21 protein-coding genes are annotated in these 24,653 nt (G+C 70.7%); 7 read left to right on the top strand and 14 right to left on the bottom strand.

The features are described 5' to 3' along the window. Positions 1–47: 47 nt before the first annotated feature. The 5 genes from ACOZ38_RS09640 to ACOZ38_RS09620 all read right to left on the bottom strand — a co-directional run bounded on the left by ACOZ38_RS09640 (position 48) and on the right by ACOZ38_RS09620 (position 6,587). On the bottom strand, positions 48–1,295 hold the full coding sequence (locus ACOZ38_RS09640; RefSeq protein WP_424529769.1) for a hypothetical protein: 1,248 nt from the start codon (positions 1,293–1,295) through the stop codon (positions 48–50). 133 nt (positions 1,296–1,428) lie between these two features. Continuing rightward, a complete protein-coding gene (locus tag ACOZ38_RS09635; RefSeq protein ID WP_424529767.1) occupies positions 1,429–3,246 on the bottom strand; it encodes a chitinase in 1,818 nt (605 codons plus the stop codon). A gap of 23 nt (positions 3,247–3,269) precedes the next feature. Then, the gene (locus ACOZ38_RS09630; protein WP_424529765.1) at positions 3,270–4,613 is read right to left on the bottom strand and encodes a cellulose binding domain-containing protein; all 1,344 of its coding nucleotides are present in this window, start codon (positions 4,611–4,613) and stop codon (positions 3,270–3,272) included. 138 nt (positions 4,614–4,751) lie between these two features. Continuing rightward, the gene (locus ACOZ38_RS09625; RefSeq protein ID WP_424529763.1) at positions 4,752–6,311 is read right to left on the bottom strand and encodes a cellulose binding domain-containing protein; all 1,560 of its coding nucleotides are present in this window, start codon (positions 6,309–6,311) and stop codon (positions 4,752–4,754) included. A 60-nt stretch (positions 6,312–6,371) separates the two neighbouring features. After that, complete coding sequence (locus tag ACOZ38_RS09620; protein ID WP_424529761.1) at positions 6,372–6,587, bottom strand: hypothetical protein; 216 nt, start codon at positions 6,585–6,587, stop codon at positions 6,372–6,374. Between the two features lie 472 nt (positions 6,588–7,059). Here ACOZ38_RS09620 and leuE point away from each other — a divergent pair, with 472 nt between their 5' ends. After that, a complete protein-coding gene (gene leuE, locus ACOZ38_RS09615; RefSeq protein ID WP_424529760.1) occupies positions 7,060–7,719 on the top strand; it encodes a leucine efflux protein LeuE in 660 nt (219 codons plus the stop codon). A 30-nt stretch (positions 7,720–7,749) separates the two neighbouring features. Here leuE and ACOZ38_RS09610 read toward each other — a convergent pair whose 3' ends face one another. After that, positions 7,750–8,046, bottom strand: a complete 297-nt coding sequence (locus ACOZ38_RS09610; RefSeq protein ID WP_424529758.1) for a luciferase family protein — start codon at positions 8,044–8,046, stop codon at positions 7,750–7,752. 320 nt (positions 8,047–8,366) lie between these two features. On the opposite strand from ACOZ38_RS09610, the gene ACOZ38_RS09605 reads away from it, so the two are divergent. The 3 genes from ACOZ38_RS09605 to ACOZ38_RS09595 all read left to right on the top strand — a co-directional run bounded on the left by ACOZ38_RS09605 (position 8,367) and on the right by ACOZ38_RS09595 (position 12,635). Then, positions 8,367–9,023 carry a VC0807 family protein gene (locus ACOZ38_RS09605; RefSeq protein WP_424529756.1) on the top strand — a complete coding sequence of 219 codons (657 nt, stop codon included), beginning with the start codon at positions 8,367–8,369 and terminating at the stop codon, positions 9,021–9,023. A gap of 71 nt (positions 9,024–9,094) precedes the next feature. Then, positions 9,095–9,814: an SDR family oxidoreductase gene (locus tag ACOZ38_RS09600; RefSeq protein WP_424529754.1), complete on the top strand. Its 720-nt coding sequence runs from the start codon at positions 9,095–9,097 to the stop codon at positions 9,812–9,814. Between the two features lie 142 nt (positions 9,815–9,956). Beyond that, positions 9,957–12,635: a PEP/pyruvate-binding domain-containing protein gene (locus ACOZ38_RS09595; RefSeq protein ID WP_424529753.1), complete on the top strand. Its 2,679-nt coding sequence runs from the start codon at positions 9,957–9,959 to the stop codon at positions 12,633–12,635. Here the strand turns inward: ACOZ38_RS09595 and ACOZ38_RS09590 are convergent. The 3 genes from ACOZ38_RS09590 to ACOZ38_RS09580 all read right to left on the bottom strand — a co-directional run bounded on the left by ACOZ38_RS09590 (position 12,595) and on the right by ACOZ38_RS09580 (position 15,440). Next, positions 12,595–13,821, bottom strand: coding sequence for a cation:proton antiporter (locus ACOZ38_RS09590; protein WP_424529752.1), 1,227 nt, complete (start codon positions 13,819–13,821; stop codon positions 12,595–12,597). The two genes, ACOZ38_RS09595 and ACOZ38_RS09590, sit on opposite strands and share 41 nt — an antisense overlap. 240 nt (positions 13,822–14,061) lie before the next feature. Beyond that, positions 14,062–14,427, bottom strand: coding sequence for a hypothetical protein (locus ACOZ38_RS09585; RefSeq protein ID WP_424529750.1), 366 nt, complete (start codon positions 14,425–14,427; stop codon positions 14,062–14,064). Between the two features lie 104 nt (positions 14,428–14,531). Continuing rightward, the gene (locus tag ACOZ38_RS09580) at positions 14,532–15,440 is read right to left on the bottom strand and encodes an LLM class F420-dependent oxidoreductase (RefSeq protein WP_424529749.1); all 909 of its coding nucleotides are present in this window, start codon (positions 15,438–15,440) and stop codon (positions 14,532–14,534) included. A 164-nt stretch (positions 15,441–15,604) separates the two neighbouring features. Between ACOZ38_RS09580 and ACOZ38_RS09575 the strand changes: the two genes are divergently transcribed. The 3 genes from ACOZ38_RS09575 (at position 15,605) to ACOZ38_RS09565 (ending at position 18,894) form a co-directional block, all read left to right on the top strand. After that, the gene (locus ACOZ38_RS09575) at positions 15,605–17,737 is read left to right on the top strand and encodes a hypothetical protein (RefSeq protein ID WP_424529747.1); all 2,133 of its coding nucleotides are present in this window, start codon (positions 15,605–15,607) and stop codon (positions 17,735–17,737) included. A gap of 42 nt (positions 17,738–17,779) precedes the next feature. Beyond that, positions 17,780–18,217 (top strand): hypothetical protein, encoded by a 438-nt coding sequence (locus tag ACOZ38_RS09570; protein ID WP_405145500.1) that lies wholly within the window; start codon positions 17,780–17,782, stop codon positions 18,215–18,217. A 131-nt stretch (positions 18,218–18,348) separates the two neighbouring features. After that, positions 18,349–18,894 carry a GNAT family N-acetyltransferase gene (locus tag ACOZ38_RS09565; protein ID WP_424529746.1) on the top strand — a complete coding sequence of 182 codons (546 nt, stop codon included), beginning with the start codon at positions 18,349–18,351 and terminating at the stop codon, positions 18,892–18,894. Positions 18,895–18,913: 19 nt separating this feature from the next. Here ACOZ38_RS09565 and ACOZ38_RS09560 read toward each other — a convergent pair whose 3' ends face one another. The 5 genes from ACOZ38_RS09560 to ACOZ38_RS09540 all read right to left on the bottom strand — a co-directional run bounded on the left by ACOZ38_RS09560 (position 18,914) and on the right by ACOZ38_RS09540 (position 24,616). Next, positions 18,914–19,825: a sugar phosphate isomerase/epimerase family protein gene (locus ACOZ38_RS09560; RefSeq protein WP_424529745.1), complete on the bottom strand. Its 912-nt coding sequence runs from the start codon at positions 19,823–19,825 to the stop codon at positions 18,914–18,916. After that, entirely contained in the window at positions 19,822–20,961 is a 1,140-nt protein-coding gene (locus ACOZ38_RS09555; RefSeq protein ID WP_424536977.1) for a dihydrodipicolinate synthase family protein, read from the bottom strand. Before ACOZ38_RS09555 ends, ACOZ38_RS09560 begins: the two co-directional genes overlap by 4 nt. 78 nt (positions 20,962–21,039) lie before the next feature. Continuing rightward, entirely contained in the window at positions 21,040–22,191 is a 1,152-nt protein-coding gene (locus ACOZ38_RS09550; protein ID WP_424529744.1) for a Gfo/Idh/MocA family protein, read from the bottom strand. A gap of 144 nt (positions 22,192–22,335) precedes the next feature. Further along, positions 22,336–23,691, bottom strand: a complete 1,356-nt coding sequence (locus ACOZ38_RS09545) for a sugar phosphate isomerase/epimerase family protein (protein WP_424529742.1) — start codon at positions 23,689–23,691, stop codon at positions 22,336–22,338. Between the two features lie 88 nt (positions 23,692–23,779). Next, positions 23,780–24,616, bottom strand: coding sequence for an ABC transporter ATP-binding protein (locus tag ACOZ38_RS09540; RefSeq protein WP_424529740.1), 837 nt, complete (start codon positions 24,614–24,616; stop codon positions 23,780–23,782). Positions 24,617–24,653: the final 37 nt, after the last annotated feature.

Genomic DNA, 24,653 nt, shown 5'->3' with positions numbered 1-24,653 from the left:
GATTTTGAGCAAGCGCTTGGTACTAGTCAACCGTCCCGCGCGAGATGTCAGGCCGAGGCGACGACCGGCGATCGGGGAACCTCGGTGGCAGGAACGACGGGCGAGCCCCCGGTGCGGCGGGCGCCCCACGGCATGGCGGCGACCAGCACGGGCAGCAGGAGCGCGGAGCTCATCGCCCATGGCTCGTGCAGGATCCACCAGCGCTCGTTGTCGAACTGCGTCAGGTAGAGATATCCGACCGCGGCCCAGGTGGAGGTGCCGATGATGGCGGGCCAGGCGAACCGCGTCGGCCTGGCCACCAGGAACGGCATGAACCACATGAGGTACTGCGCTCCGAGGCGCGGGGTCACCACCATGAACGCCAGCAGCAGGGCCGTGGTCAGGTCGATCGGATCGGCCTTCCGCCACAGGAACCCGACGAGGAGCAGCGTGCCGTAGATCATCCACTGGCCGTAGCGGGCGAGGTCGGCGTCGAGGGTCCAGTCGCCGCCCACCACGAGCGCCGTCCACCCCCATTCGCCGACGATCGGGCGCACGTCGCCGATCGTGCGGATGACCGTGGGCAGCTGGGCCAGGGACGTACCGGCGCCGATGGGCAGGGTGACGAGGAAGAAGATGGGCGCGACCCCGGTCGCGAAGAAGGCGTAGGCGCGGGACCGCAGGTCGGGCAGGAACAGCAGCATGCCGGGAACCAGCCAGATCGGCCAGCTCTTGGCGCAGAGCGCGAGACCCATCAGCAGGCCGGCGACGATCGCGTTGCGCACCGGCCGCGAGGTTCTGGCGTTCCTCGCCACGATGAAGGCGGCCACGCCGAAGACCAGGGAGACCGGCTCGACCTGGCCGTGCACCGACGCGACCAGCAGCGCGAGCGGGTTGCAGGCGTACTGGAAGGCGCGGAGGTTGGCGTCCCTGCCGCCGGCCAGCTTGCCGACGAGCGGGATCAGGACGATGTCGGAGACCACGGTGACCAGGCGGCCGGCGATCTCCCACGGGATGTGCATCCACAGCAGTAAGCCGTAGACGTAGGGGATCGTCGGGAGGAAGTGCCAGCCGCCGCCGCTCTCCAGCACCGGATCCTTGTGGGCGAGGATCGCCACGCCCGCGGGTTTGAAGCTGTTCATGAAGTCGACCGGTTGCCAGGTGTCGGTCGCCGACAGGATCATGATCAGGACACGGACGCCGATACCGACCGCGAGAGCGACGGCGAGAGACGGCTTCCAGCCCTTCCACTGTGCGACGACCGCGAGCACGACACCTGATACGAGGACGAACCCCGTGAGAATTGCGTAGTCCATGACGGTCACTAGCCTGCCGGACGACAGGCCAAACCGACCACTCGGGGATGAAAATTGCCACCATCTATCCAGAATTGTTCACACAAAGAAGTGTTTTGACTCCAATGGGTGACGATGGCATGGTCGGTGTGCATCATGGGAGGGCGTTGAGGTAGGCGCGGTGGTTCAGCGAGAACTCCGAGCCGTTGTACTTGTCCCAGTTGATCGACCAGGTCATGAGGCCGCGCAGGCTCGGGTAGACCCCGCGCGGCCGGTAGGAACCGCAGTTGGTCCCCTTCGCCAGGCAGTCGAAGGCCTTCTGGACCTCTCCCACCGTGGTGAAGCCGTTCCCCGCGTACGGCGCGGCCGGCAGGCCGATGGCGACCTGGTCGGGGCGCAGCGCGGGGAAGACGTCGGCGGCGTTCCCCCGCACGGGGAAGCCGGTGAGCAGCATGTCGGTCATGGCTACGTGGAAGTCCGCCGCGCCCATGGTGTGGTACTGGTTGTCGAGGCCCATGATCGGGCCCGAGTTGTAGTCCTGCACGTGGAGCAGGGTGAGGTCGTTGCGCAGGGCGTGGATCACCGGCAGGTACGCGCCCGAGCGCGGGTCTGCGCCGCCCGTCCCCGAACCGTAGAACTGGTAGCCGAGCTGGACGAAGAAGGTCTCCGGGGCCATGGTCAGCACGAACTTCGTGCCGTACTTGGCCTTGAGGGTCCTGATCGCCGAGATCAGGTTCACCACGACCGGCGTCGTCGGGTTCCTGAAGTCGGTGTCACCCGCGTTGAGCGACAGGGAGTGGCCCTCGAAGTCGATGTCGAGCCCGTCGAGGCCGTACTTGTCGATGATCGCGCCCACTGAGCTGACGAACTTGTCGCGGGCGGCGGCGGTGGTGAGCTGTACCTGGCCGTTCTGGCCGCCGATCGAGATGAGCACCTTCTTGCCGGCCGCCTGCTTGGCGCGGATGGCGGCGGTGAAGTCGGCGTCGCTCTCGACGTTCGGGCACTCGCCGGACGGGCACCGGTTGAAGCGGATGTCGCCCGAGGTGACGGAGGTGGGCTCGCCGAAGGCCAGGTCGATGACGTCCCAGGCGTTCGGGACCTCGCTCATCCTGATATATCCGGATCCGTTGGCGAACGAGGCGTGGAGGTATCCCACCAGCACCCGCTTCGGCAGGGTGCCGGGCGGCGGCATGCTCGTCGGCGTGCCCGTCACCTCCGCCGATCTCGCCGACTCCCCCGCCGAGTTCGAGGCGCTCACCGCGAACCGGTAGGTGGTTCCCGAGGTCAGCCCCGAGGCGGTGTAGGTCGTGCCGGTGGGCGTGCCGACCTTGGTCCCGTCCCTGTAGACGTTGTACGCGGTCGCGCCCGTGGACGCCGACCAGCTCAGCGAGACGCTGGAGGCCGTGGTGCCGGTGACCGCGAGCCCCGCCGGCACGGCCGGCACCTGGGTGCCGCCGCCGTCGCCGGCGGGCCCGTCCAGCACGATGTCGTCGGCGTTGTAGGCGCCCGTGCCGTACCAGCCGTTGACGTACACGGTGACCGAGGTCGTGACGGATCCGGTGGTGAACGACGTGGTGAGCTGGGCGTAGGAGGAGCCGGGGGTGCCCCAGGTGCTGACGTCGGTGGTGCCGGTGCCGAGCGCGCCGAGGAAGACGTAGCTTCCCCTGACCCACGCCGACAGGGAGTACGAGGAGGACGGCTTGACCCTCACCGTCTGGGAGCAGCGGGCATAGTCGCTGCCCACGGGGGTGGCCTCCAGCGCGGAGGCGCCCCCGTGGACCGGGCTGGTCACGGTTCTCGCGGTGGAGGCGCAGGTCCAGCCGCTGAGCCCGCTCTCGAACCCGGGGTTGACGGCGATGTTGGCCGCCAGGGCGGCCGTGGCCGGGAGCACCGCGACGCCGAGCGCGAGTACGGCCGTGACGGCGGCCGCCCTGAGACGGGAGACGGAGCCGGCCGCCCTGGGACGTGACACGGCTTTGAGACGTGGGAGGAAGGTCATCCGTTGTACCCCGCGAAGATCTTGGAGAAGTCGTACGGCGACTGGGCGATGTTCGTGCACATGTAGAGGGCTCCGGTGCAGGCGTTGCGGTCGCGGGTCATCTCCCAGAAGGCCAGCTCGCCCAGGTGCTTGCTCTGGGCGAACGTCACGAGCTGCCGGGCGTCGGCCTGGTCGTAGATCCGGCCGTCGTCGTTCTGGCCGACCATCGGGGTGACCCCGACCATGCGCCAGACCTGGGCGTCGGTCCTGCCGGGATAGAGGGACTTGAGCTGAGTGAAGGTGCTCTGCGCCGCCTGGACCGCCGCGTCGCCGTAGTCGGCGGACCGGTAGTAGTCCATCGCCATGACGTTGACGACATCCAGGGCCACGCCGGCGTCGCGCGCCGACTTCACGACGTTCAGACCGTCGGCGGTGAGCCCTTCGGGCAGGACGGGCAGGGTCAGCGAGACCTTGAGGCCGGGGTTCGCCTGCTGGAGGCGGGCCAGCGCCTGCGACCTGCGGTTCACCGACACCGGGTCCGCCGAGGCAGCACCCTCGATGTCCAGGTCGACGTACTTCAGCGCGTACGCCTTGACGACCGCGTCGTACTCGGTGAACAGCGCGTTCACGTCGGAGCACGCCTGCGCCAGCTCGATGCCGCTCGCGCCGCCGAAGGAGATCTTCACGTCGCCGCCGCCCGCGCGGATCGCGTCGATCTGGTCCTTCGCCCAGCCCTGGCGGGGGTCGTAGGCGTTGAACCACATCGCCTTGCAGGAGGAGGCGGTGATGAAGGCCAGGGTGAAGTTCTTCAGCCCGGACGCCGACTTCATCGCGGGGATGCTGGGAGTCGGCCAGGCGCCCATGTCGACGTAGGGCGCGTGGAAGAGCGATCCCGGGGTGCCCGGCGGGGGCGTCGTGGTCGGCGTCGGCGTTGGGGTGGGAGTGGGGGTCGGTGTGGGGCCCGTCCCGCCGGAGCAGGAGGCCCCGTTCAGCGTGCACGCGGCGGGTGAGCCCGTGCCGCTCGCCACCCAGCCGAAGGTGGCGGACGCCCCCGGGGCCAGCGTCCCGTTGTACTCGCGGTTCTTGAACGTGTAGCGGGCGCCGGAACGGGTCATGAGCGCGTCCCAGTAGGTCCCCGCGGTGGTTCCCGATGGCAGGTCGAAGGCGACGGTCCAGCCGTTCAGCGTCGTGGAACCCGTGTTGGTGATCGTGAACTGGCCGTTGTACCCGGCGTCCCAGCTCGACGTCTTGGCGAAGACGGCGGTGTCGGCGTACGCGGGACCGGGGACGGCGAGCGCGGCGGCGACGGCGAGGAGCACCGTGGCGGCGGCGAGGGGCCAGGAAGCGGGGCGCGATCTCAAGACGCAACCTCCCGAGGGTGAGGAGTGAGGTCACAGCCCCCGCACCCCGGGGCGGGCCGGGGTGCGGGGGGATCGGTGTACGGCCCGCGCATCCCCTTGGGGGGACGGAGCTGCGCGGACCGTACGGTCATCGGGGGGCTAGAAGCCCGCTGTGATGGAGGTGAACTGCCAGTCGCTCTGGCTGGTGCCGCTGCAGGACTCGTTCACGCCGCCGCCGGGGCAGGGACGGTCGCGGTTGACCGACCAGAAGGCCAGGCGGGCCAGGCCCTTGGACTTGCCCCAGTCGCGGATCTGGGTCCAGATCGCCGGGGTGGTGAGCTCCTGCTGGTCGGACAGGCCGTTCATGCCCGAGATGCCCATGTGGGAGTAGGCGGTGGCGTCGGACCAGCCGAAGGCGGTCTTCAGCGCGTTCTTCAGGCCCTCGGAGGCGTTGACCGTGTTCTGGTACATGTTGGCGCCGCCGCCGAAGTCGAACGGCATGATCGTGAACACGTCGATGTTCGCGCCGAGCGCCGCGGCCTGGTTGATCAGGCGGGTGCCGTAGTACGTCGGACCGGTCGTGCTGGTGCCGAACGTGATGATCGTCTTGAGCCCGGCGTTGTTCTGCTTGACGATCTTCAGCGCGTTGAGGATGCGGTCCTGGACGGCCTCGTTCTCGAACTCGTCGCTGTTCTCGATGTCAATGTCGATGGACTTCAGGTTGTAGGCGCTGATGACCTGCTGGTAGGCGGCCGCCAGTGCCTGCGGGGTCGAGCAGTTCGGGCCGAGCTTGTTGCCGCTCCACCCGCCGAACGACGGGATGATCTCGCCGCCGGCGGCCTTGATCTGGGAGATCGTGGTGGCGTCGACGCCGCCCTGGAGCGGGCGCTGGCCGTCCCACGCGGGGTTGCAGCCGCCGCTCGACAGGATGAAGGCCATCGTGAACGCCTTGATCCCGGTCGCGTTCATCACGGTAGTCGCGCTGGGCGGGTTGCCCCAGCCCATGTAGAGGTAGGGCTGGCCCTTCCCACCGCTGGGCGGCGGGTTGGTGCACCCGGTCGTCGTGCCGGTGACCGAGCCGTTGGCCGCCGACTCGCCGACCGAGTTGTACGCCTTGACGCTGTAGGTGTGCGTCGTGCAGGTGCCGAGCGAGCCGATCGTGGCGGAGGTGCCGGTGACCGTGGCCTTGACCGTCGTCCCCTCGTACACCCGGTAGCCGGTGACGGTGCCGGTCGACGCCGCCCAGGACAGGGAGATCGACGTGTTGGCGGTGCCGGTGATGGTGGGGGTGCCCGGTGCGCCTGGAGCGCCGGGGTTGGTGGTGCCGCCCGAGCAGGAGGCGCCGTTGAGCGTGCAGTTCAGCGGCGCGCCGAAGTTGCCGGGGCTGCCGTTGAAGCCGAAGCTGGTGCTCGCCCCGGCTGCCAGGGTGGGGGCCCAGCTCGGGTTGCTGAAGGTGTAGTGCTGGCCGCTCCTGGTCATCACCGCGTCCCACGCGGTGGTGACGGAGTAGCCGGCGGGCAGGTCGAAGGCGACCGTCCAGCCGTTGAGGGCGCTGGAGGTGCCGTTGGTGACCGTGTACTTGCCTTCGAACCCGCTGCCCCAGTCCTGGGGCTTGGTGAAGGTGGCGGTCGCCGAGGCCGCGGAGGCGGACCCGGTCGTCATGACCAGTACGGCTGCCGCGGCGACCAGAGCCGCGACACATAGACGGATAAATCGCATTAAAGCTCCTCTTTGAGCCGGTACGGCCGGTGCGAGCCGTACCGGCTGGGGGGTGCGGCGTCAGCCGGTGAAGGTCTTGAAGCTGGACGTGAACTCGCAGGCCGGCCGGTCGGCGCCACCGCGGGTGGGAGAGAGCGTGCCGTTGGGGCGGCCGTCGGCGCCGCGGGTCGCGACGATCACGTCCTGACGAACCTCGCGCCGACCGAGGCGGCCTGCGCACCCGGCGGCGGCACGGACACCGTGGGTGAGGAGAAGCAGGGGCAAGGTGCGGCGCATGATCGCTCCCATGCGGGCGGAAAGCGGGGCGTGCACGTCCTGGGAGGGCAGGACGGCGAGAGGGCGAGGGGCGAGCGGGGCGGCTCACGCCGTTGTGTTTCCGCAGCTCAATGCCGGGTCGGCTCGGGAGGGGGGCGAGGCACGGACGGCTCCGTTGGTCATTTCTTTTAGGAAAGTTTCCTAAGAGTTGTCGCGATCGTAGCCCCGTGCCAGCGCGCCCACAAGACCCAAACTCCACGGTTTTCCCGCAGGCAGAGGGCATCTGACAAGGCGGGACGGCTGGTCTACCCGTCTGCCTGGAGACGTATGGTCCGCGCCGCGCGAGCGCATCCCGGAACCCGGCCCCGCGGACGCCGCCGGCGTACCGTCACAGGACCGCCCAGGGACGGTCGGCCAGGCGGCCTGCCCGCAGCCGTGACCGGTAAAGCCAGGTATAACGTGATGTATCCCTCGGACTATGGAGCTTGGCGGCATGTTCTTCGGCATCACGAATATCTGGGCGTACGTGGTCGGGGCGTTCCTGATCATCCTTCTTCCCGGCCCGAACTCCCTGTACGTTCTGTCGGTCGGGGCACGGCGCGGCGTGCGGACCGGCTACCGGGCGGCGACCGGGGTGTTCGTCGGCGACACGGTGCTGATGGTGCTGTCGGCGGCCGGGGTCGCGTCACTGCTCCAGTCCACGCCGCTGCTGTTCAACGTCGTGAAGTACGCCGGCGCGGGGTATCTCGCGTGGATCGGGATCGGCATGATCCGCTCCGCGCGGAAGTCCTGGCGGAGCCAGCGGGACGAGAAGGGGACGCAGGAGCCGGTCGCGGCCGTCGAGGACCTCTCGGACCCGTTCAGGAAGGCCCTCACGGTCAGCCTGCTCAACCCGAAGGCGATCCTTTTCTTCATTTCGTTCTTCGTGCAGTTCGTCGACCCGCACTATGGCGCCCCGGCGCTGTCATTCCTGATTCTCGGCGCGATCTGTCAGCTTTTCAGCGCGATGTATCTGTCTACATTGATCTTCGGCGGCGTCTACCTGGCGAGCCAGTTCCGGCGGCGCAGGAAGCTCTCGGCGGGCCTGACGTCCGGGGTGGGCGCGGTCTTCCTCGGCTTCGGCGCCAAGCTGGCCACCACCAGCCTCAGCTGACCCCGGCCGGGCCGCTCGCGGCCCGGGCCGCTAATCCTGGTTGACCTTCAGCGCCACGCTCACCAGGGAGAGGAACATCTCGGCACCGGCGCGGTCCTCGATCTGGACCCGGATCCACTCGGAGTTGTGACCGGGTGTGACGCGGTTCGAGTCGGCCAGCACTCTGGCCCATCGGTCGATGACCGGGGCCGTGAGCAGCAGCTCGGCGGTGTGATCGCCGGACATGCGGATGATTTCACGGCCTCGGGTGCGGAACTTTATGGCCCGGCGGGTACGACTGACGGCGAGGTCGGGCCAGCGCGTGAGCTGGACGGCGACATCGGCCACGCAGCCAGCGGACCGAACATGAGTGCGTGTGAGCACTGCCATAACTTCATGCTCGCGGGCCGCTCGCCCGGAGGAAACCCTCTGTTCCCGAACCGTTATCCGATGTTCAATCGCCACGGGCCCGGCCAACATATCAGCAGCTCGGGTAGTTGATCCATTTAAACGATCTTTTTCGCCATATGTACTGTTTAATCAGACATTGGGTACGGTGGGCAACCAATGACCGCAATCCGGTGTTTCAGGCGAGTTTCGTCGTTCCCATCTTCGGGTAGTCGCGGAAGCCTTAGCGTCGGTCTTCCGCCTTCCTCCCTGGGAGAAGCATGAACGCCCCGTCCTTCACGCTCCCGAGGATCACCGCACTGCTCAGGCAGGCCGTGCCCAGGCTCCTCGAAGGCGTCGTGGCCCCGCTCGCGGTCTTCTACAGCGCGCTCGCCGTGCTCGGCCTGGACGGTGCGCTGATCGCCGCCGTCACGTGGGTGTACGCCGGAGTGCTCTGGCGGGTGGTCCGCCGGCGGCCGGTGCCGGGCACGATGGTGCTCGCCGCGATCGCCATCACGGCCCGGGCGGCGCTGGGCTGGTGGACGGGCAGCGCCGTCGTCTACTTCCTGCAACCCGAGCTCGGCACCATCTGCATCAGCATGGCCTTCCTCGCCTCGGTGCGGCTGAACCGGCCGCTGGTCCAGAAGCTCACCCTCGACTACATCCACCTGCCCTCGACCGTGCTCAGGCACGAGCGGGTCAGGCGATTCTTCGCGCGCATCACCCTGCTGTGGGCGTTCGTGCTGCTGGCCAACTCCACTGTCAGCATCTGGCTGCTGCTGCACCAGTCGATCGGCACCTACCTGCTGGTGCGCACCTCGGTGGTCGCGGCCATCAGCGGCGTCGCGGTCGGGGTCTCGATCTACGCCTTCCGCCGGATGCTGCACCGTCTCCACGCCGACACCCCGGCCCCCGCCCTGGCCATCACCGCCGCCTAGGGCCCCCACGCCGACCCCCGCCCCGCGCGCGCGAGGATGGGGGGCGTTTCCGGCGTGGAGAGGACAGGTATATGGGGTGCGCACTGGTGACCGGGGCTTCGCGGGGACTCGGCGCGGTCATCGCCGAGCGGCTGGCGGCCGACGGGTGGAAGGTCGTCGTCAACTACGCCAACGACACCGCCGGGGCGACCGCCGTGGCCGAGCGCATCGGCGCGGCGGCCCACGTCTCGCGGTTCGACGTGACCGACGAGGAGTCGGTGCGGCGGGGCGTCGAAGAGATCCGCGAGAGCGTCGGCCCGATCGGGGTCGTGGTGAACAACGCGACCGGGCCCCAGCCGATGATGCCGATCGAGAAGCAGACCTGGGACGACCACCTCGACCAGCTCCGGTTCTTCGTGAAGGCGCCGCTGCTGCTCCTGCACGCCGTCCTGCCCGACCTGCGGGCCGCCGGAGGGGGCCGCGTCATCAACATCGGCAGCGAGGTCGCCGACCTGGGCAACGCCGACTTCGGGCACTATGTGTCGGCCAAGGCGGCCATGCACGGCCTCACCCGCTCCTGGGCTCGCGAGCTGGGGCCGCTCGGCATCACGGTCAACACGGTCGAGCCCGGCTGGATCCCTGTGGAGCGCCATGAGGGCTCCGACGTGAGCGACTACCGCGACGCGCTGCCGCTCCGCCACATGGGGGTGCCCGCCGACGTCGCCGAGGCCGTCGCGTTCCTGGCGTCCCCGGGCGCCCGGTTCATCACCGGCCAGCGCCTGGCCGTCAACGGCGGCAACACCATGAGCTAGGACGCCCCACGGCGAGCGGTGACGCAATGTCATTCATCATCCGTTGATTTCATCAGGTGATGAGTTATGGTGGTGTTCACATCGAATGCGGAAGCCGCGCCGAGTGCTGCCAGCCCTCGGCGCCACGCCGCGGGAGGGCATCATGCTCCAATCCCCGAGTGACCGCCGCACCGGCCTCGACCCCGTCGGCGACCCCCTCATCCTGAAATTTCAGGACATCACGGCTGAGATGCTTCCCCTGGTCGGCGGCAAGGCGGCCAACCTGGGCGTGCTCACGCGGGCCGGGCTCCCGGTTCCCCCAGGGGTCTGCCTGACGACGGAGGCGTACCGCCGCGTCACCGAGGACGCCGGCCTCGACGACGTGCTCGGCGCCCTCGCGCGCACGTCCCCCGGTGACACCGCCGCCCTCGCCGAGCTGGCCGGTCGCGCCCGCGCTCTCGTGCTCGCCGCCCCCGTGCCCGCCGACATCGCGCGAGCCGTACGGCAGAACGCCGAGGGGGCCGTGGCCGTACGGTCGTCCGCCACCGCCGAGGACCTCCCGGACGCCAGCTTCGCGGGCCAGCAGGACACCTTCCTCAACGTGGTGGGGCCCGGCGCGGTGCTCGACGCCGTCCGCCGGTGCTGGGCCTCGCTGTGGACCGACCGCGCCGTCGCCTACCGGGCCGCCAACGGCGTGGACCACGGCGCCGTCCACCTGGCCGTGGTCATCCAGCGGATGGTGCCGGCCGAGGTGGCCGGGGTGATGTTCACGGCCAACCCCGTCACCGGCCGCCGCCGCGAGATCGTGATCGACGCCGCGCCCGGGCTGGGCGAGGCCGTGGTCTCCGGAGCCGTCAACCCCGACCACTTCGTGGTGAGCCCGTCCATGGAGATCACCGAGCGGCGCGTCGGCGACAAGCTGACGGCCGTCCGCCCGATTCCCGGCGGCGGCACGGAGCAGGTCAGGCGGGGTGAGCCACCGGCGGAGGCCGCACCGGAGGCGTGCCTCAGCGATCGGCAGATCGTCGCGCTGGCCCGGCTCGGCGCGCGGGTCGAGACCCATTACGGCTCCCCGCAGGACACCGAGTGGGCGATCGACCCCTCCGGAACGCTCTGGCTGACCCAGGCGCGGCCGATCACCACCCTGTATCCCCTGCCCGAGGGCCAGGAAGGCTTCCGGGTGTACATCTGCCTCAGCCTGGCCCAGGGCCTGCACCGGCCGATCACCCCGATGGGCTCCTCCGCCTTCCGGATGCTGGCCTCCTCCATCACCACGCTCTACGGCGTGCCACCCGGCGGCGGCGCCCCCGTGGCCGAGCCGGGCATGCGGCTCTTCGCGGACGTGACCGGCCTCCTGCGCAGCCGTGTCGGCCGGGCCGTCTTCCCGAAGGTGCTCGACATCATGGAGGCCCGGTCGGCGGTCGTGCTCCGGGGGCTGTTCGGCGATCCCCGGCTGAGTGTGACCCGGCGCTCACCCCTGCCCGCCGTCCGCCGGGTGCTGCGCATCGCCACGAGATACCGCATACCGGTGTGGATCGTGCGGGCGCTCGTACGGCCCGGCACCTGGCACCGGCGTGTCGCCCAGGTCGGCGACCAGTTCCGCGCGCGGCCGAAGCCGCCCTCGGGGGCGACCGCCGAGCAACGACTGGACCACGTCGAGCGCGTCCTGGGCTCGCGTACCTTCCCCATGCTGCCCCACATCGTCCCTGGGCCGATCGCCGGCTTCCTGATGCTCGGACTCGCCGCCCGCCTCCTGCGCGGCCGTACGAGGCCGGGCGAGCTGCAGACCGTGCTCCGCGGGCTGCCCCACAACGTCACCACGGAGATGGACCTGGCCCTGTGGGACGCCGCCACCCGCGTCCGCGCCGACGAGGCCTCCGCCCGGGCGCTGAGCGGCACGACCCCGCCCGAAGGCCCGCTCCCGCCCGTGCTCCAGCGGGAGCTCACCGGCTTCCTCGCCCGGTACGGCCACCGGGCGGTGGCCGAGATCGATCTCGGCATGCCCCGGTGGTCGGACGACCCGTCCCACGTGCTCGGGGTGCTCGCCAACTACCTCCGGCCGGACGATCCGGCGCGGGCGCCGGACGCGCAGTTCGCGCGGGGGGCTCGCGAGGCGGAGGCGATGGCGGGCGAGCTGGCCCGCCGGGCCGGGGGGCGGCGCGGCCCGATCGTCCGCTTCGCCCTCCGCCGCGCCCGGGAGCTGGCGGGCTACCGCGAGATGCCCAAGTACTACCTGATCCTCACCCTGGCCGAGATGCGGGAACAGCTTTCCGCGGTGGGGGACGAACTCGTGGCGCGAAAGGTGCTGGACGCCGCCGAGGACATCTTCATGCTGAGCCTCGCCGAGGCCCGGGAAGCGCTCGGCGGGAGCGACATGCGCGCCCTCGTCGAGCGCCGGCGCGCGGCCTACGCCCGGGAGCTGCGGCGCGGGCACGTGCCCAGGGTGCTGCTGTCCGACGGCACCGAGCCCGAGGCCGTCGGGGCGGCGCCCCCGGCCGAGGGCGCCCTGACCGGCACGCCCGCCTCTCCGGGCACCGTCACCGGGACGGCGCGGGTCGTGCTCGACCCGGTGGGAGCACATCTGGAGCCCGGAGAGATCCTGGTCGCGCCGTCCACCGACCCCGGCTGGACGCCGCTGTTCCTCACGGCCGGCGGCCTGGTCATGGAGATGGGCGGCGCGAACTCCCACGGCGCGGTGGTGGCCCGCGAGTACGGCATCCCGTCCGTGGTCGGCGTCGCCCACGCCACCTCGCGGATCACCACCGGTCAGACGATCACGGTGGACGGCACGGTGGGGGCCGTCATCCTCGATGAACCGTCCCGGGAACATCGCTCGCCGTGACCTCGTCGTCCCGTGAGGGGAACAGCGAGGCGGGGAGCAGGCGGAGCAGCGCGCCCGAGCGTCCCGCGAGCAGCGGGCCGAGGATCGCCAGGATGAACACGTAGCCGGCGATGAAGGGCGCCAGCCTGCCGTCCAGCCCCGCGGCGAGCGCGAGCGTGGCGAGGATCAGCGCGAACTCCCCCCGCGACAGCACGGTCAGCCCGATGTTCACCGCCGCCTGCCTGCCGTACGAGTGCAGGCGGGCCGCGATCGCCCCGGCGGCGATGTTCAGCACGAACGTCACGGCCACGGCGATGACGATGGGGATCAGGACGGGCCCGAAGTCGCCGGGGGCGATCGACAGGCCGAACGAGAAGAAGAACAGCGCCGCGAACGCGTCGCGCAGCGGGTGGACCAGCGCGCGGATGCGCCCCGCCGCCTTCGTGGTCGCGAGGATGAGACCGATCATGAAGGCGCCGATGGCGTCGGACACGCCGAGCTCCTCGGCGAGCCCCGCCGTCAGCACGGCGAGGCCGGTGAACATCACCACGAGCAGCTCGTCGTCCTTGGTCTCCACCAGCTTGCCGACCATGCGGCTGCCCCACCGGGCCACGGCGGTCAGCACGATCAGGAACCCGAACGCCTTGCCGAACGCCACCGCCGCTTCCCCGAAGTCGTGCGCGCCGCCCAGCACCGGCTGGAGCAGGGCGAGGTAGAGCGCGAGGAAGACGTCCTCCACGACGATGATGCCGAGGATCAGTCGGCTCTCGGGGTTGCCCAGGCGCTTCAGGTCGACCAGCAGCTTGGTGACGATGGCCGACGACGAGATGCCGATGACCCCGGCGAGGACCAGCGCCTCCCTGCCGCCCCAGCCCACCGCGAACCCGAAGGCCAGGCCGCCTCCGACGTTCAGGAGCAGGTAGATCCCCCCGGCCACGAGGAGGCGCCCGCCGCCTTGGACGATGTCTTCGAGTGAGAACTCCAGTCCGAGGTAGAACAGCAGGAAGATCAGCCCGAGGGCCGCGATGACCTTGAGGTCGGCCGGGTTGTCGACCAGGGCGAGCCCGGGGGTGTGCGGGCCGAAGATGATGCCCGCCAGCATGAAGAGCGGGATGGTCGGCAGCCCGATCTTGGCTCCGAGCCGTGCGACGACCCCCGCGGCCAGAAAGGAGCCGCCGAGGGCGACGAGCTCGTCAGCCAGTGCCATGGTGTCTCCCCTCGCGGGTGAAGACGGACAGGGCGGGGACGTGTTCGTGGGTCATCGGAAACCTCCGGCAGGTCGTCGTCGTCAGGGTTTCGAGTTCGCGGTCCCGGTAGGGCGTGGCGGTCGCGGCGGTTCAGGCCGTACGCGCGGATGAAAGGCCGCGCCGTCGCGTGGACGGCTCGCGGCCCGCACGCGGCATCGCCGCGGCTCCCCTGTCGGCGGGGAGCGCGTGACGGCGACGCGTCAGGGACCCTCGGCCGGAGGAGCGCGGGGACGGGACGGCCGGTGCGTCGCGGGCACCGGCACGCGGGTGCCTCGGTCGCCCGCCGCGAGCCCGAGCGCCGCCACCTCAGGGGTGAAGGCGGCCGGAGGCGGCGCGTCCGCCCAGCCGATCTGCGGCGAGGCGATCCGGTGAGCCGTACTCGGCAGCACTTTGACAAGAAACGGGCCGTCGGCGGCCGTGATATCGGGCGAACGGTCGTGGACCCCCGCCGGCAGGGCGCCGCGGAGGCCGTAGGCGGCGACGGCGGCGAGCAGCAGCGCGAGGGCCGCCAGCACGAGAACGGGAACCGCTCTGGGAACGGCGATCGCGACCGATCGTCTCCTCAAGCGCCCGGTCCCCTCCTCGTCAACGTGTCCCAATTTTAGCATTTCATCCCAAAGCCACCATCACCGGCGATCTTCCCCGCCGGTCACGGTGGCTCGGGAGGCTTCTAGGCGACCAGGGTCTTGAGGAACTTCCGGGTGCGCACCGCGTCGTCGCCGGAGGCGAACGTCGCGGCGGCGAAGTCGGTCACTCCGATCTTGGCGAGGGCCTCGATCTGACCGGCCACCTCGTCCTCGTCGCCCACGATCGCGACGCCGGACGGGCCTGCCGCGCCCTCGCGGTCCAGCATCGCGCGGTAGGACGGGAGCTGGCCGTAGATGGCGAGCACCTCGTCGGCGTGGGCCCTCGCGGCGTCCTTGTCGGCGGTCACGGCCACCGGAAGCGCGCACACGATGCGGGGGTCGGGGCGCCCCGCCGACCGCGCGGCCTCGGTGATCGCGGGGACGACGTGGTCGGCGACGGTCTTCGGCCCGGTCATCCAGAGCACGGTGCCGTCGGCCAGCTCGCCCGCCAGGCGGAGCATCCGGGGCGCCAGCGCGGCCATCAGCACCGGGACGCCGCCCGCTCCCGGGGTGCTCAGGCCCATGTGCGCCTTGAGGGTCTCGCCGTCGAAGTCGGCCTGCTCCCCCCGCAGCAGGGGAAGCAGCACAGAGAGGTACTCCCGCATGTGCCGCGCCGGCCGGTCGAAGCTGTATCCGTACATGTTCTCGATGACGATCTGGTGGGACAGGCCGATGCCGAGCGCGAGCCGCCCGCCGAGGGCCGTGCTCGCGGTGAGCGCCTGCTGGGCGAGGACGGCCGGGTGACGCGGGTACGTCGGCACCACGGCCGTACCGAGCTCGATGCCCGGCACCCGGCTCCCGGCGACCGCCAGCGCGGTCAGCGCGTCGAGCCCGAAGATGTTGGAGGCCCAGGCCGAGGCGAAGCCGTCGTCGGCGGCCCTGGCGATGCGCTCGCCCAGCTTGGTGATCGCGTCCGGCCCGGAGGGTTCGTTGAGATAAAGCCCGATGCGCATGTCCTACCCATCTAAACCGAATGAAGTTCTAGTGTGGCCGTGGTCATCGTACGCCGGGAGTCGCGTGGCCGTGGGGCGGGTGAGCGCGAGCGTGGAGATTATTTTGAGGCAAGCTCATATACTGGCCGACTGGTCCCGCTGCGGTGTGGAGGCAAGCACCGATCATGACGGCACAGAAGACGACGACGGGCCGTTCCCGGGCGGGTGGTCAGGAGCGAAACGAATCGGCCGTCTCGCTCGCGTGGCTGGCCGGCGCCCTCGGCGGCGGCTCGGCGCCGATCCTCGACCGGTGGGCGGAGGCCCGCGACGGGATGCGGCGGTCGCGGCACCGGCATCTCCCCGCCTCCCCGGACTCGGTGTCCGATCCGTGGCTCGCCAGAGGCGTGCGGGGCACCGGAACAGGCGGGATCGCCCCCTGCTGGAATCCCCCGGACGAGATCGGCGCGTGGCCGGAACACGACGTGACCCGGCTGGTGAAGGCCGTGCCGTCCATCGCGTGGTCCACCCGGCACGTGTCGCGGTGGCCGGACCTTCCCGCGGATGCGGGCGAACAGGACGCCACCGTCACCCGCTTCCTCCGGCGGGAAACCGAGCCGGCGGGCCGCGGAGACGTCGTGCGGGGGCAGGTCCGCACCTGGCTGAGCTGCGCCGTGGGGCCGCTGCTGCGCGATGTCATGCTCACCCCGGAGAGCGGGCAGGGCGCCCTCACCGAGGACGCCGCCGCCCGGCTCGCGATACCGCGCCAGATCAAGCTCCCCGCTCCGTGGGCGGCGGCGAACGAGTTCGCGGAACGCCCTCTCGACCTGCTCTACAACCTGGAGATCTCGCCTGACGGGCGGCTGTCCTTCCTCGACGCGGCCGACGTCAGAGCGGGACAGGGGGAGGCCTGGCGCGGGTACTGGGCGTGGCTGAGCGCCGACGCCGGCTTCGGGGAGACGGCGGAGGCGCTGCGGCTGGCGGCACGCCTGATGCGCAGCCGTCCCGTGGTCGAGGGTCTGCTCCAGACGGCGCGCTCGGACGACCCGGAGCTACGGATGATCGCTCCCGCGGTCGCGCGGCGGTGGCTCCTCACCTTGAAGGCGATGGCCTGGCTGGAGGACGCCGCCCGCGAGAGCTGGGAACACGTGCGGCCGAAGGATCTCGCCTGCTTCGCCTTCAACGCGGTACGACCCGCCTGGCCGCGCCGCGCCGTCGGGATCAGCCACCGGTCGAGCGACGCCAAGCGGGCGCTGCGCCGCCTTGCGCTCTGGTCGTCGAGCCGGTGCGCGATCGACGCGGGGTACGTCCCCTCCTGGGAGACCAACACCGGGATGGCCTGGGCACTGTACGGCGCGACCCCCGCGATCGTGCGGCTGCGCTCCCCCGGCTACGAGGAGTCGCCGTGGTGCCTGCGGGAGGCCGAGCTGACGCGCCATCTCGTCGAGAGGGCCGACTTCCTGCCCGGGCGATGGGTGCTTGACGTCGACCTGGCCGACCTCGGCGCCCTCGACGCGGCCTACTCCACATGGGACCGCGAGACCAGGGGCTCCGGGGCCGCCCCGGTGGTGCTGCCCGAGTCCCCGCCGCCGTGCCAGGTGTGGACGCCCAGCCCGACGCCGGCCTGGGAGGCGGCGATGCTGCGGGCGAGCGCGGCCCTGCGCGTGATCAACACCATGCTGGCAGGCGCGGACCTGACGAACCGCTTCGTCGCCGAGTATCTGCTCGGAGACGTGGAGTTCCCCGGCCCCGCGCCGACCGCCGGCCCGGGAGGCTGGCAGGCCTACCGGGCGATATTCCGGCGGTTCCAGACGCTGTGCGACGCCCCTCCGGGCGAGCTGGGACTGCGGCTGCCGCAGGGATACCCGGCCGAGCAGATGGCCATGGACCTCGACATGCTGCAAAGGATGCCCGACCTGAGCACGGGAACGGCCGACCTCGGTGACCTGCTGGTCGCCTTCGAGTTCCTCCGCACCGAATGGCCGCTCATGCCCGGCGACGACATGGCGCGCTTCCTCGCCGTCGACTGCCGCGGCCTGACCCGCACGCGCTGGGCGCGGGACGAGCGGCTGTCGCTCCAGCGCGGGCTCCTGGCCATCCGCACGCCCGTACCCGTCCGGATCATCCAGCTCGCCGGGCAGGGGGTCGAAGGCTGGGGCATCCCCGGAGACCACCCGATCTTCACCGAGCACTTCCCCGGGCAGTTCTCGTGGATGCTGGAGGGCTCCCTGGACCGCCGCGGAGCCCAGTCGCTGTTCCCCGCCAGCTCGGGGCTCGAACTCTCGGCGGACGTACGGCACCGCTGCCGCGAGGGCGGGTGAGCACCCCCCACGCGCGGCCGGATGATCGGTAGAGTGGCGGGGATGCGACGTGTCGGGGTAGGTGCCCTCGTTCTGGTGCTGGGCACCGCGTGCGGGGGCGGGCTGACGATCGAGGAGACGACCGGCATCCTGCGCGAGGACGCCGCGGTGCTGAGCCGCATCCAGCTCGACCACAAGGCCACCGCCCTCACCGACGACCGTTCCGGCTGTGGCGCGGGCACCAGGCGGAGCGTCTTCACGATGACGGGCGACCTGCCGCCGGGAGCCGACCCGGCGCAGGCCTCGGCGGCGCTGGCCTCCACTCTGGCCACGGAGTTCCACACCATGGGCTACCAGGAGGCCGAGGGCCCGCACGCGCAGTTCGGGGTGAACATCAGCGTGCTGGAGAAGCAGTCCCTCGGCATCGTCTTCACGGTGGCGATGCGCAACCGCCCACCGAATATCGATATATCCGGTAAGACGGGCTGCCTCCCGGAGTGACCACGCGAGGCGCCCGGTGCAGATCTCCGTACCCGCCGCGATGCGCAAAGCACAGGGGTTCGGCAGGTGGAAACGCCCCTATAAGCTGCGACAGCCACGCGATCTCGTCACCGTCGAGAAGGATCATCCGCATGGACAGCACCACCGGCGTCAGGCAGCCGGCATTTCGCATCGCCACCACCGCGGACATCCCCGAGCTGGTGGCGTTGATCGAGTCGGCGTACCGTGGGGAGCCGAGCCGAGCCGGCTGGACCACTGAGGCGGATCTGCTGCACGGGCAGCGGACCGACGCCGATGGCGTCGCCGCCGCGATCGACGGGGCCGACAGCCGGATGGTGGCCGTGGAAGCGGGCGAGGAGCTCGTGGCCTGCTGCCAGATACAGAAGCGGGACGGGCACGCGTACTTCGGAATGTTCGCGGTACGTCCTACGCTGCAGGGTGCTGGCCTCGGGAAGGCGATCCTGGCCGAGGCCGAGCGCGTCGCTCGCGACGAGTGGAGCGTAGGCGAGATGCACATGACGGTGATCTCAGTCCGCGAGGAGCTCCTCGCCTGGTACGTGCGCCGCGGCTACACCCGGACCGGCGAGGTTGCCCCGTTCCCGTACGGCGACGAGAGCTTCGGCATTCCGACCCGCGACGACCTGCGGTTCGAGTTGCTGATCAAGAAGCTCGGCTGACGCCGCTCAGGGGTGAGTCTCAGAGGACCTCGGTGACGTAGCGCCGGATCAGGGTGGCGATCACGTCGTGGCCGTCGGCGGCCCACACGTCGGCGTTGAAGATCTCCACCTCGATCGGCCCGGTGTACCCCGCGGCGTCGACGGCGGACCGCAGCGGCCGAAAGTCGATCACGCCGTCGCCCATCATGCCCCGCCCGAGCAGCACGTCCGCCGGAAGCGGCACGAGGAAGTCGCACACCTGGAAGCTCGCGATGCGCTCCCCCGCCCGCGCGATCCGGTCCAGCACCTCGGGGTCCCACCACACGTGGAAGGTGTCGACCACCACCCCGACCGCCTCGACCGGCCAGCGGGACGCGAGGTCCACGGCCTGGCCGAGCGTGGAGAGCACGGCCCGGTCGGCGCAGTACATCGGGTGTAGGGGTTCCAGCGCGAGCCGTACCCCGGACTCCAGGGCGTACGGGACGAGCTCGTCCAGCGCCTCCCCGACGCGCGCCCGTGCACCGGCCAGGTCGCGCGAGTCGCCGGGCAGGCCGCCGACGACCAGGACCAGGCAGTCCGCGTCCAGCGTGGCGGCCTCGTCGATCGCCCGGCGGTTGTCGTCGCGCGCCGAGGCGGCGCCGGCCGGGTCGCCGGCGGTCAGGAAGCCGCCCCTGCAGAGCGACGACACGCGCAGGCCCGCGTCCCGGACGAGCTTGGCGCTCGCCGCGAGACCCTGCTCGGCGACCTGCTGGCGCCACAGCCCGATCGCGGGGATCCCGAACCTGGCGCACCCGTCCACGGCCTCCGCCACCCCGAACCGGCGGGTCGTCCACTGGTTCAGGGAGAGCCTGCTGAGGCGTGGATCACCTGGCGCGGGCGTCTCGATCGAGGCGGGACGGCCGCTCGGCACATCGACGGCCGGACGGCTGCCCTCGTGGCCCGTCCCGCTCACGCGGCCACCCCCGCCGTGGCGAGCAGGGCGCGCATGCGCGACTCCGCCAGATCGGGATCGGGGAACAGGCCGGCCCGGTCGGCCAGGCGGTACACCTCGGCGAGGTGGACGATGGAACGGGCCGACTGCGCCCCGGCGACCATGGCGAACGCGTCCTGGTGCCCGGCGAGCCACGCCAGGAACACGATGCCGGTCTTGTAGTTGTAGGTCGGGGCCTCGAAGATCTTCCGAGACAGCGGCACGGTGGGCTCCAGCAGCTCCCTGTAGCGCCCGGTGTCCTCCGCGTCCAGGGCCTGGAGCGCGGCGGAGGCGGCGGGAGCGATGGCGTCGAAGATGCCGAGCAGCGCGTCACTGCCCGACTCGATGAGCGGTGTGTAGTTGAAGTCGTCCCCGGTGTAGAGCCTGACGCCCGGCGGAAGTGCCGCGCGCAGCCGTACCTCGTGGTCGGCGTCCAGGAGCGAGACCTTGACCCCGTCGATCCGGCCGGCGTTGTCGCGGATCAGCGCGAGCAGCGACTCGGTGGCGGCCGTGACGTCGCGCGAGCCCCAGTAGCCCGCCAGCGACGGGTCGAACATCTCGCCCAGCCAGTGCAGGATCACCGGCCGGTCCACCTCGGCGAGGAGCCTGCCGTAGACCGCGTGGTAGTCCTCCGGCGTACGGGCCAGCGCGGCGAGCTGCCGGCTGGCCATGAGGATCACCCCGGCCCCGGCCGTCTGCACGAGGTCGATCTGCTCGGCGTACGCGCGCAGCACGTCGTCCCGCGTACGGGCGTCCGGCGCGTGGTCGGTGCCCGCTCCGCAGGCCACCAGCTCGGCCGGGTCGCCGAAGCCCGCGGCCTCCTTGGCCGTACGCCTGATCAGCTCGCGCGTCGCGGCCCAGTCGAGGCCCATGTTGCGCTGGGCGGTGTCCATGGCGTCGGCCACGCGGAAGCCGTACGACCACAGGTGCCGCCGGAACCTGAGCGTGGCCTCCCAGTCGACCTCGGCGGGCGCGCCCGGCGTGTTGTCGCCGAGCGGGTCGGCGACAACGTGGGCGGCCGCGTACGCGACGCGGGAACGGGGCGGCCCCGACGGCCTGGGCCAGTCGACGGGCTCGCGCGGTTCGTGGGCCGAGAGGCTTCCCCCGGCGGAGGGCAGGACGATCACAGAGGGGTTCCCGAATGCTCGCGGGCCGAGGTGTGCGCCTCGGCGGTGGACAGGGCGGTCATAGAACGGTCACAGAGTGATCTCCGGGAGCTCGACGCGGCGGCCCTCGGCGGACGACCGGAGCCCCGACTCGGCGAGCTGCACGCCCCGCGCCCCGGCGAGGAAGTCGTGCGGGAACGGCGTGCCCTCGACCACGGCCCGGATGAACATCTCCCACTGGGTCTTGAACCCGTTGTCGAAGTCCTGGTTGTCGGGGACCTCCTGCCAGTCGTCCCTGAAGGAGTGGGTGACGGGGAGGTCGGGGTTCCAGACGGGCATGGGGGTGGTCCCGCGGTGCTGGATCCGGCAGCCGCGCAGTCCCGCGACCGCGCTGCCGTGCGTGCCGTCCACCTGGAACTCCACCAGCTCGTCGCGGTTGACCCGGACGCACCAGGAGGAGTTGATCTGGGCGATCGCGCCGCCGGCCAGCTCGAAGATGCCGTACGCGGCGTCGTCGGCCGTCGCCTCGTAGGCCCGCCCGGCCTCGTCCACGCGCTCAGGGATGTGGGTGACCGCGCGCGCGGTGACCGCCTCGACCCGGCCGAAGAGGTTCTCCAGCACGTACGACCAGTGGCAGAACATGTCGAGCGCGATGCCGCCGCCGTCCTCGGCACGGTAGTTCCACGACGGCCGCTGGGCGGGCTGCCAGTCGCCTTCGAACACCCAGTAGCCGAACTCGCCGCGCACCGAAAGGACGCGGCCGAAGAAGCCGCCGTCGAGCAGGCGCTTGAGCTTGAGCAGGCCCGGCAGGAAGAGCTTGTCCTGCACGACGCCGTTCCTGACGCCGGCGCTCTCGGCGAGGCGCGCGAGGGCGACGGCCTCCTCCAGCGTCTCCGCCAGCGGCTTCTCGGTGTAGACGTGCTTGCCGGCCTCGATGGCCTGCGTGATCGCGCCCACGCGCGCCGGGGTGACCTGCGCGTCGAAGTACAGCGCGTTGTCCGGGTCGCGCAGCGCGCCCGCGAGGTCGGTCGTCCAGTTCTTGAGGTTGTGCCGCTCGCAGAGCTCGCGAAGCTTGTACTCGCTGCGGCCGACCAGGACCGGCTCCAGCAGCACCCGCTCGCCGCCGCCGAGGTCGAGGCCGCCCTGCTCGTTGATGGCCAGGACCGACCGAACCAGGTGCTGGCGGTAGCCCATGCGGCCGGTGACACCGTTCATCACAACGCCTAGGGTCCGAGTGGTCACCCAGGGCCTCCTTTGCTGGAAAGCGTTTTCTATCTGGCATCGTGCGCCGCCGGTGGGCCGGTGCTGCCTGTCCCACCGGGCGGACGTGGATTTCCCGCTCTGCCGGGGTGCGAGACGCGGTGGACGCCCGCCGAGGGTCAGAGATCAGACCTCGGGGAAGACATCGGTGAAGGACTGGAGCAGGGCGTCCATCTGAGGCTCCAGGGTCGATCTAGCGTTGTCGGATATATCGCGCTTTGATGCTGCCTTGTGGACCTTGTCCAGGAAGTCGTGCATCTGCTTCATGGACTGGCCGGTATGGCCCTTCGCGAAGTGATGCTCCGCCTGGCGAACGGCATTGGTCAACTGCGCGCTCGCCGGCTTCGCGACCTCACCCGCCTTCGCGAGACGGTCGACCGACCGGCCGATCGCCTCGAAGGGCGAGGCCTTCGTCCGGTCCATGGCCGACTTCACCAGGGCGAGGAACCGCTCGATCTGGTCGTAGGGAGGCTCGGGCAGGTCTCTCGGGTATCCGGGCTCGCCCTTCACCCAGAGCAGCTCCATCGGGATGTAGCCGCGGTAGCCGCTCAGCCTGATGTCGGTGAACACGCGGTCCAGGTCCATGAGACCCTCGGTCTCCGCCCCGGCCGGCTTCTTCTTGAGCTGGAAGTTGCTGGTGTACGGCAGCACCTTGGCGATGTCCGCGTACCAGTTGTAGTCCTGACCCGTCTCGCTGCGGAAAGGCCGGAAGTAACCGGTGTCGTCGACGATCCCGACATTGGGGTCGTCCACCCAGCGAAGGATCTGGATCGTCTGGTCGGCGGTGGCTGTCATGTCGCCGTGGTTCTGCAGCCCGATCTTGACCCCCCGCGCCGCCCCGTACGCGGCGAGCTCCCGGATGGCCGGGACGATCCTGGTCCTGGCGACGGTCTCCCAGCCCAGCTGGTCGATGTCGGCGGGGACGACGCCGGAGAACACCCGCATGACCGGCGCGCCCATCTCGGCGGCCGCGTCGATCCAGAACTTGAGCCGCTCCATGTCCAGGGCGCGGCGCTCGTCACTGGGGTCGGCGAAGTCGTTCGAGGCCCCGGTGCCGCTGATCGGGATCCCGAGCTCCTCGGTCAGCGCCCTGATGTCCCTGGCGTACCGCATGATCTCTTCACGCGGCTTCGTGGGCATCGTGTAGAAGTCGAATCCGGGGATGTAGTACGCGGTGACGTCCACCGCGTCGAAGCCGGCCTCCTTGGCGAACCTGATGGCCTGCATCGTGTCCATCGGGGGCGCGCCCTTGCGGTTCTTCAGCCAGGCCTGAAGGTTCAGGTTGAAGCTGTAGAGGTTGAGGCTGGTCTTGAAGTCGCCCGTGTAGTACTCCCGGCCCTTGTCCTTGTCAGGGCTCTTCTCGGCCGCGCCGGCAGTGCCACCGGGGGCCCCGGCGGCGGCCGAAGCCGGACCGGCCGGGGCGAGCGGCACGAGGACCGCGAGCGCCGCCGCCATGGCAAGCCGGATCAGGTTTCCCGTCATACTTCCCTCTTCTCACCAGACTGGGAAAGCGCTTTCCATATCGTGGGCCGCTCACCGGAGAGACCCGTGAGCGGCGGACACCCGTCGGCTAGTCGGCGGAGGAGCCGGCGCCGAGCAGCTCCCTGATGCGCGTGGTCGCCGAGGCGAACGGCGGCAGCGCCATCGTCGCGGCGTAGTCGCGCTCGGCCGGAAGGTCCACCTCGATGAGCTCGGCGATGGTGCCCGGCCGGGCGCTCATCACCACGACGCGGTTGGCGAGGTAGACGGACTCGGCGATCGAGTGGGTGACGAGGAGCACCGTCGTGCCGGTCTCCCGCCAGATGCGGTGCAGCTCGACGTTCATCTGCTCGCGGGTGAGCGCGTCGAGCGCGCCGAACGGCTCGTCCATCAGCAGGACGGGCGGCCTGTGCAGCAGGGCGCGGCACAGCGCCACCCGCTGCTGCATGCCTCCGGACAGCTCGTGCGGCAGCGCGTCCTCGAAGCCGTTCAGGCCGGTGAGCTCGATGAGCTCGTCCGCCCTGCGCCGGGCCTCGCCGGACGGCATGCCGCGCATCTCCGCCTGGAGCAGGATGTTGCGCCGCGCCGACCGCCACTCGAGCAGGGCGGCCCGCTGGAAGACGTAGCCGATGTCGCTCCTCGGCCCGTTCACCGGGTCACCCTGCAGGCGCACGGACCCGGCCGAGGGCTTGAGCAGCCCGGAGACCAGCTTCAGCAGGGTGGACTTGCCGCAGCCCGACGGGCCGACGATGGAGACGAACTCGCCCGCGGCGACGTCGAGCGAGACGTCCCTGAGCGCGGTCACCTCTCGCTTCTTGGCCCGGAACCGCACCGCGACGTCGCGGATCTCCACCACCGCCGCCGTGCCGCGCGCGCCGGCCCCAAGGGCCGTCCCTGCTTTCACAGTGCCTGTCACGCTGTCGGTCACGGTCGCCTCCTCTCCTGCGTCCGCCGGCGGACGCCCC

Origin of the sequence: Sphaerisporangium viridialbum (assembly GCF_049674955.1) — a bacterium.
Lineage (GTDB): Bacteria > Actinomycetota > Actinomycetes > Streptosporangiales > Streptosporangiaceae > Sphaerisporangium > Sphaerisporangium viridialbum.
This window is presented reverse-complemented; position numbering and strand designations above follow the sequence as displayed.